Source organism: Streptococcus azizii (assembly GCF_001984715.1).
In the GTDB taxonomy this organism is placed as follows: Bacteria; Bacillota; Bacilli; order Lactobacillales; family Streptococcaceae; genus Streptococcus; species Streptococcus azizii.
On sequence record NZ_MSPR01000035.1, the window covers coordinates 1 to 5,352 of the forward strand.

Sequence of the window (5,352 nt, forward strand, 5' to 3'; positions counted from 1 at the left end):
CAAACGATTATTTTAATGAGAGTTTGATCCTGGCTCAGGACGAACGCTGGCGGCGTGCCTAATACATGCAAGTAGAACGCTAAAAGGAGAGCTTGCTCTTCTGGAAGAGTTGCGAACGGGTGAGTAACGCGTAGGTAACCTGCCTGGTAGCGGGGGATAACTATTGGAAACGATAGCTAATACCGCATAATAGAAGATGACACATGTTATCTTTTTGAAAGAAGCAAGTGCTTCACTACCAGATGGACCTGCGTTGTATTAGCTAGTTGGTGGGGTAACGGCTCACCAAGGCGACGATACATAGCCGACCTGAGAGGGTGATCGGCCACACTGGGACTGAGACACGGCCCAGACTCCTACGGGAGGCAGCAGTAGGGAATCTTCGGCAATGGGGGGAACCCTGACCGAGCAACGCCGCGTGAGTGAAGAAGGTTTTCGGATCGTAAAGCTCTGTTGTAAGAGAAGAACGTTAGCGGGAGTGGAAAATCCGCTAAGTGACGGTACCTTACCAGAAAGGGACGGCTAACTACGTGCCAGCAGCCGCGGTAATACGTAGGTCCCGAGCGTTGTCCGGATTTATTGGGCGTAAAGCGAGCGCAGGCGGTTTGATAAGTCAGAAGTAAAAGGCTGTGGCTCAACCATAGTACGCTTTTGAAACTGTCAAACTTGAGTGCAGAAGGGGGGAGTGGAATTCCATGTGTAGCGGTGAAATGCGTAGATATATGGAGGAACACCGGTGGCGAAAGCGGCTCTCTGGTCTGTAACTGACGCTGAGGCTCGAAAGCGTGGGTAGCGAACAGGATTAGATACCCTGGTAGTCCACGCCGTAAACGATGAGTGCTAGGTGTTGGGTCCTTTCCGGGACTCAGTGCCGGAGCTAACGCATTAAGCACTCCGCCTGGGGAGTACGACCGCAAGGTTGAAACTCAAAGGAATTGACGGGGGCCCGCACAAGCGGTGGAGCATGTGGTTTAATTCGAAGCAACGCGAAGAACCTTACCAGGTCTTGACATCCCTCTGACCGTCCTAGAGATAGGATTTTCCTTCGGGACAGAGGAGACAGGTGGTGCATGGTTGTCGTCAGCTCGTGTCGTGAGATGTTGGGTTAAGTCCCGCAACGAGCGCAACCCTTATTGTTAGTTGCCATCATTGAGTTGGGCACTCTAGCGAGACTGCCGGTAATAAACCGGAGGAAGGTGGGGATGACGTCAAATCATCATGCCCCTTATGACCTGGGCTACACACGTGCTACAATGGCTGGTACAACGAGTCGCAAGTCGGTGACGGCAAGCTAATCTCTTAAAGCCAGTCTCAGTTCGGATTGTAGGCTGCAACTCGCCTACATGAAGTCGGAATCGCTAGTAATCGCGGATCAGCACGCCGCGGTGAATACGTTCCCGGGCCTTGTACACACCGCCCGTCACACCACGAGAGTTTGTAACACCCGAAGTCGGTGAGGTAACCGTTACGGAGCCAGCCGCCTAAGGTGGGATAGATGATTGGGGTGAAGTCGTAACAAGGTAGCCGTATCGGAAGGTGCGGCTGGATCACCTCCTTTCTAAGGAAAAACAAGTAACAGAAGGCGTCAGAAAAGCGTATGATTTTAGGAAACCAACGCAGTATGCTTGCATACAAGGTGGTTTATCTAAATCACTAGCTTTTTAGCCTGAGTACAATTACTCAATCTGTTATGCGTTACGGAAACCTGTACGTAGTCTTCTTTAATTTTGAGGGGTTTTGTAAAACAAACTCATTAACGTTAACAGGTACATATAGTATGTACGGGGCCTTAGCTCAGCTGGGAGAGCGCCTGCTTTGCACGCAGGAGGTCAGCGGTTCGATCCCGCTAGGCTCCATAGGATACGAGAAACGGTTCGCTTGCGAAAATTTCCGTAGAAAATTAGGAAATCGAAGAAGTGTTTGAAGAACACAAGACGATTTATCTATTTTCCTAGGAAATTAGTTTCGAGTTCAACTACTTGATGATAAAGTGTTGAGTATCCTAAATAAGAAAGATATTGTTCAAGTAATTGAACACGACCTCATTTTCTAGGAAAAAAGATAACCTTCCTAGTGTCTAGCGACACTACGTCAGTTTCCTATTTTTCTACGAAAATGCCCAACAAGTTGGGACGGTCTTAGTATCTTAGATTTGTCCATTGAAAATTGAATATCTATATCAAATAGTAACAAGAAAATAAACCGAAACGCTGTGAATATTTAATGAGTTTTCTAGTTAAAAAGACTAGGTTAATAAGGTTAAGTTAATAAGGGCGCACGGTGGATGCCTTGGCACTAGGAGCCGATGAAGGACGTGACGAACGACGAAATGCTTTGGGGAGCTGTAAGTAAGCATCGATCCAGAGATGTCCGAATGGGGGAACCCGGCAGGTAGAGCCTGTCATCCTCAGTTGTTAAGACTGAGTGAGGGAAGACGCAGTGAACTGAAACATCTAAGTAGCTGCAGGAAGAGAAAGCAAAAGCGATTGCCATAGTAGCGGCGAGCGAACTGGCAGGAGGGCAAACCGAAGAGTTTACTCTTCGGGGTTGTAGGACTGCAATGTGGACTCAAGATTTGTAGTGGAATAATCTGGGAAGGTTAGCCAGAGAGAGTGAGAGCCTCGTACACGAAACAGATTTTGTACCTAGCAGTATCCTGAGTACGGCGGGACACGCGAAATCCCGTCGGAATCTGGGAGGACCATCTCCCAACCCTAAATACTCCCTAGTGACCGATAGTGAACCAGTACCGTGAGGGAAAGGTGAAAAGCACCCCGGGAGGGGAGTGAAAGAGAACCTGAAACCGTGTGCCTACAAGAAGTTCGAGCCCGTTAATGGGTGAGAGCGTGCCTTTTGTAGAATGAACCGGCGAGTTATGATATGATGCGAGGTTAAGTTGAAGAGACGGAGCCGTAGGGAAACCGAGTCTGAAGAGGGCGGTATAGTATCATGTTATAGACCCGAAACCATGTGACCTACCCATGAGCAGGTTGAAGGTGCGGTAAAACGCACTGGAGGACCGAACCAGGGCACGTTGAAAAGTGCTTGGATGACTTGTGGGTAGCGGAGAAATTCCAAACGAACTTGGAGATAGCTGGTTCTCTCCGAAATAGCTTTAGGGCTAGCGTCGATATGAAGTCTCTTGGAGGTAGAGCACTGTTTGGGTGAGGGGTCCATCTCGGATTACCAATCTCAGATAAACTCCGAATGCCAAGAAGATATGATCGGCAGTCAGACTGCGAGTGCTAAGATCCGTAGTCGAAAGGGAAACAGCCCAGACCACCAGCTAAGGTCCCCAAATAATTGTTAAGTGGAAAAGGATGTGGGGTTGCACAGACAACTAGGATGTTAGCTTAGAAGCAGCTATTCATTCAAAGAGTGCGTAATAGCTCACTAGTCGAGTGACCCTGCGCCGAAAATGTACCGGGGCTAAAACAATTTACCGAAGCTGTGGATACCACTAAGTGGTATGGTAGGAGAGCGTTCTATGTGTGGAGAAGGTATACCGTGAGGAGTGCTGGAACGCATAGAAGTGAGAATGCCGGTATGAGTAGCGCAAGATGGGTGAGAATCCCATCCACCGTAAGACTAAGGTTTCCAGGGGAAGGCTCGTCCGCCCTGGGTTAGTCGGGACCTAAGGAGAGACCGAAAGGTGTATCCGATGGACAACAGGTTGAGATTCCTGTACTAGAGTATGAAGTGATGGAGGGACGCAGTAGGCTAACTAAAGCAGGCGACTGGAAGAGCCTGTCCAAGCAGTGAGGTGTGATATGAGTCAAATGCTTATATCTGTAACATTGAGCTGTGATGGGGAGCGAAGTTTAGTAGCGAAGTTAGTGACGTCACACTGCCAAGAAAATCTTCTAGCGATGTATCATACTCTACCCGTACCGCAAACCGACACAGGTAGTCGAGGCGAGTAGCCTCAGGTGATCGAGAGAACTCTCGTTAAGGAACTCGGCAAAATGACCCCGTAACTTCGGGAGAAGGGGTGCTGACTAGATGTCAGCCGCAGTGAATAGGCCCAAGCAACTGTTTATCAAAAACACAGCTCTCTGCTAAATCGTAAGATGATGTATAGGGGGTGACGCCTGCCCGGTGCTGGAAGGTTAAGAGGAGGGTTTAGCGTAAGCGACGATCTGAATTGAAGCCCCAGTAAACGGCGGCCGTAACTATAACGGTCCTAAGGTAGCGAAATTCCTTGTCGGGTAAGTTCCGACCCGCACGAAAGGCGTAATGATTTGGGCACTGTCTCAACGAGAGACTCGGTGAAATTTTAGTACCTGTGAAGATGCAGGTTACCCGCGACAGGACGGAAAGACCCCATGGAGCTTTACTGCAGTTTGATATTGAGTGTCTGTACCACATGTACAGGATAGGTAGGAGCCGATGAATACGGGACGCCAGTTTCGTAGGAGGCGCTGTTGGGATACTACCCTTGTGTTATGGCCACTCTAACCCGGATAGGTGACCCCTATCGGAGACAGTGTCTGACGGGCAGTTTGACTGGGGCGGTCGCCTCCTAAAAGGTAACGGAGGCGCCCAAAGGTTCCCTCAGATTGGTTGGAAATCAATCGCAGAGTGTAAAGGTATAAGGGAGCTTGACTGCGAGAGCTACAACTCGAGCAGGGACGAAAGTCGGGCTTAGTGATCCGGTGGTTCCGCATGGAAGGGCCATCGCTCAACGGATAAAAGCTACCCTGGGGATAACAGGCTTATCTCCCCCAAGAGTTCACATCGACGGGGAGGTTTGGCACCTCGATGTCGGCTCGTCGCATCCTGGGGCTGTAGTCGGTCCCAAGGGTTGGGCTGTTCGCCCATTAAAGCGGCACGCGAGCTGGGTTCAGAACGTCGTGAGACAGTTCGGTCCCTATCCGTCGCGGGCGTAGGAAATTTGAGAGGATCTGCTCCTAGTACGAGAGGACCAGAGTGGACTTACCGCTGGTGTACCAGTTGTCTCGCCAGAGGCATGGCTGGATAGCTACGTAGGGACGGGATAAACGCTGAAAGCATCTAAGTGTGAAACCCACCTCAAGATGAGATTTCCCATAACGCAAGTTAGTAAGAGCCCTGAGAGAAGATCAGGTAGATAGGTTGGAAGTGGAAGTTGTGTGAGCAATGGAGCGGACCAATACTAATCGCTCGAGGACTTATCCAATATAAGTACAATATTGACAAGCGTCGGTTATCTTGTTAGAATATAGGTATTCAATTTTCAGTGGATAAACCACTACAGTTAAGTGACGATAGCCTAGGAGATACACCTGTACCCATGCCGAACACAGCAGTTAAGCCCTAGAACGCCGGAAGTAGTTGGGGGTTGCCCCCTGTGAGATAAGGTAGTTGCTTAGC

At 49.5% G+C, this 5,352-nt stretch carries 1 tRNA gene and 3 rRNA genes; all 4 read left to right on the top strand.

The annotated features are described in order from the left end of the window. Window positions 1-11: 11 nt before the first annotated feature. The 4 genes from BVE84_RS10155 (at window position 12) to rrf (ending at window position 5,352) form a co-directional block, all read left to right on the top strand. Window positions 12-1,558, top strand: a 16S ribosomal RNA gene (locus BVE84_RS10155). Window positions 1,559-1,783: 225 nt separating this feature from the next. Then, window positions 1,784-1,856: transfer RNA gene (locus tag BVE84_RS10160), tRNA-Ala, on the top strand. Window positions 1,857-2,257: 401 nt separating this feature from the next. After that, window positions 2,258-5,158 (top strand): 23S ribosomal RNA (locus BVE84_RS10165). Window positions 5,159-5,236: 78 nt separating this feature from the next. After that, window positions 5,237-5,352: ribosomal RNA gene (rrf, locus tag BVE84_RS10170) — 5S ribosomal RNA — on the top strand. The 16S, 23S and 5S rRNA genes sit together here with 1 tRNA gene alongside, the layout of an rRNA operon.